We start from the raw sequence: 2,226 nt of genomic DNA, 5'->3' as shown, positions 1-2,226 counted from the left end.
CACACCCATTACGCGCACCGCAGTCTTCGATGTCCGCTGGACACCGATCACGGTGTCCGAGAACGAGATCGCCACCGTTTCCTGGGCAGATCTCGGTGACCTGGGTGACCAGTTGCCACCGGCGGTGGTGCTGGACTGCCCGGCGGGCAACGATCCCGCCACCGTTCGTGCCGCTACTCATGGTGTGCTGGAGGCACTGCAGTCCTGGTTGGCCGAGCCTCGGTTCAGCGAGTCGGTGCTGGTGGTTCGGACCGGTGGTGCGGTATCGGTTGCCGGGGAGGATATTTCGAATTTGGCCGGTGCCGCTGTCGGCGGCCTGGTTCGGGCCGCACAGACGGAGCATCCTGGCCGGATCGTGCTGATCGACAGCGATTCCGGAATAGACGCTCTGCTGGGTGGGATTCTGGCTGCCGAGGAACCGCAGGTGGCCATCCGCGATGGGCAGGTACACGTCGCGCGACTCGGCCGGGTCGTCTCTACCGACGCTCCGGCGACCGGATCGTTCGGTTCGGGCGACACGGTTATGATCACCGGTGCCAGTGGCTATCTCGGTGGGTTGTTCGCCCGGCATCTGGTGGCCGCGCGTGGTGTTCGCCGTCTGTTGCTGCTGAGTCGTCGCGGTGAATCCGGCCCCGGCGCAACGGCATTGCGGGAAGAGTTGCGGCAGCTCGGTGCCGAGGTCGAGTTCGTCGCGTGTGACGTCACCGATCGTGCCGCGCTGGCGCAGGTGCTGGTCGGTGTCCCTGCCGACCACCCGCTGACCGGTGTGTTCCACATGGCCGGTGTGCTCGATGACGGTGCGATCGCCTCGCTGACTCCGGCCCGCATGGACGCGGTGTTCGGGCCGAAGGTCGATGCCGCCCTGCACCTGCACGAGCTGACCGCCGAGCTGCCGTTGCAGGCGTTCGTCGTGTTCAGTTCGGCGGCCGGTGCATTCGGCAATGCGGGTCAGGGCAACTACGCCGCGGCCAACGCCTGCCTGGACGCACTGGCGGCGCACCGCAGGGCAGCCGGGCTCCCCGGCACCTCGCTGGCCTGGGGGCTGTGGAGTATGGACGGCGGTATGGCGGCGGAGCTCGGTGACACCGAGCGGCGCAGGATGTCCCGGTCGGGCATGCTGCCGCTGTCGCAGGAGCAGGGGCTGGCGCTGTTCGATGCGGCGACCGGGCTGGACACGGCGGCCCCCGTCCTCGCCCGCTTGGATCTCGATGCCATGCGTGGCGCGGGATCCGCAGTGCCCGTGCTGCTTTCCGGGCTGGTCCCGCAGCGGCGGAAGGCGGCCTCGGGTGCGTCGGCGGCGCTGCGTGCACGGTTGGCGAGCACACCCGACGGTGAACGCCTCGGCGTGCTGGTAGAGATCGTTCGTGGTCAGGTCGCGACAATTCTGGGGCATCGGAATGCGAATGTGATCGCACCCGATCGGCCCTTCAGCGAGCTGGGCTTCGATTCGCTCTCTGCTGTCGAATTCAGGAATGCCCTCGCGACCGCGACCGGTCTGCGGTTGCCAGCGACCGCGGTGTTCGACTATCCGTCACCGCAGGCGCTGGCCGAATATCTCGCTGGCCAGTTCGGCGGCCATCGGGACTCGGAACCGGCAACGGAGCTGTCGGAGAACAGCATTCGCAACGCCCTCCAGACGATCCCGCTCGCCCGTCTCCGCGACGCGGGCCTGCTGGACGCCCTCATGAAGCTCACGAACGGGCAGGACAGCCAGGACGACACCGATCAGACCGTCACGGATGAGTCGATCGACGAGCTCGATATCGACGGCTTGATCGACCTGGCCTACAACAACTCCTCCGAGGACTGAAGGACCGATTGATGACCAAGCCCGACGACAACACTCAGAAGCTGGCTCAGGCCCTCCGTGTCTCGCTCAAGGAGACCGAGCGGTTGCGTGCCCGCAACCGCAAGCTCGAGTCGTCGCTTCGTGAGCCGATTGCGATCGTGGGTATGGCGTGCCGGTATCCGGGCGGGGTGGGTTCGCCGGAGGAGCTGTGGAACCTGGTTTCGGCCGGGACGGACGCGGCGTCGGAGTTCCCGGCGAATCGCGGCTGGGACACCGAGCGCTTGTACGACCCGACCGGTGCGACGCCGAACTCCGCATATACGCGTGAGGGCGGTTTTCTGCATGCCGCGGGTGAATTCGATCCGGCGTTCTTCAATATCAGCCCGAATGAGGCCGCGCTGATGGATCCGCAGCAGTTTCTGCTGTTGGAGACTTCG

2 protein-coding genes are annotated in these 2,226 nt (G+C 66.8%); both read left to right on the top strand.

Going from position 1 to position 2,226, the window contains the following annotated elements; all coding sequences use genetic code 11:
* Positions 1–1,810 (top strand): type I polyketide synthase (locus tag NP3_RS45915; protein WP_157125021.1); only part of this gene is annotated, 1,810 nt, incomplete at its 5' end.
* An 11-nt stretch (positions 1,811–1,821) separates the two neighbouring features.
* Positions 1,822–2,226, top strand: a 405-nt coding sequence (locus tag NP3_RS45910) for a beta-ketoacyl synthase N-terminal-like domain-containing protein (protein ID WP_218025087.1), incomplete at its 3' end; no start/stop codon positions are given.

It is taken from the genome of Nocardia pseudovaccinii NBRC 100343 (genome assembly GCF_001613225.1).
Classification (GTDB): domain Bacteria; phylum Actinomycetota; class Actinomycetes; order Mycobacteriales; family Mycobacteriaceae; genus Nocardia; species Nocardia pseudovaccinii.
This window is presented reverse-complemented; position numbering and strand designations above follow the sequence as displayed.